The 525-nt window shown below is 57.9% G+C and carries 1 protein-coding gene; it reads left to right on the top strand.

Annotated elements, in window-relative coordinates; all coding sequences use genetic code 11:
• On the top strand, positions 1-525 hold a 525-nt coding region (locus ACM6IR_RS25080), incomplete at both ends, for a reverse transcriptase domain-containing protein (RefSeq protein WP_414910178.1).

Genomic DNA, 525 nt, shown 5'->3' with positions numbered 1-525 from the left:
AGCAGGAGTCGATGGTCTGGATATTGAACAGACTGCCGAACACTTGTTAACCCAGTGGGCAGCGATTCGTGAACAGCTTCTTTCAGGTGTCTACCGGCCCAGTCCGGTACGGCGTGTGGTCATTCCCAAACCTGACGGCGGTCAACGCGAGTTGGGTATCCCGACGGTCACCGACCGTTTGATCCAACAAGCGTTGCTGCAAGTCTTGCAGCCATTACTCGATCCGACTTTCAGTGAACACAGCTACGGCTTTCGCCCGGGGCGCTGCGCACAGGACGCCGTCTTGGCCGCTCAGCGCTACGTGTCCTCAGGACGTAAGGTGGTAGTGGATGTTGATCTGGAAAAGTTCTTCGACCGGATCGACCATGACATTTTGATGGGGCGTTTACGCAAGCGGATCGAGGATCGGGCGGTTGTCCGGCTGATTCGCGCTTATCTGGATGCGGGAATGCTGATCAATGGTGTGGTCGAGAAAAGCCGTTGCGGGGCGCCGCAAGGCGGCCCGTTGTCGCCGTTGCTGGCGAA

Source organism: Pseudomonas sp. IT-P253 (assembly GCF_949768125.1).
Lineage (GTDB): Bacteria > Pseudomonadota > Gammaproteobacteria > Pseudomonadales > Pseudomonadaceae > Aquipseudomonas.
Note: the sequence above shows the minus strand (reverse complement) of the source record. Positions and strands in the feature narration are given on the sequence as shown.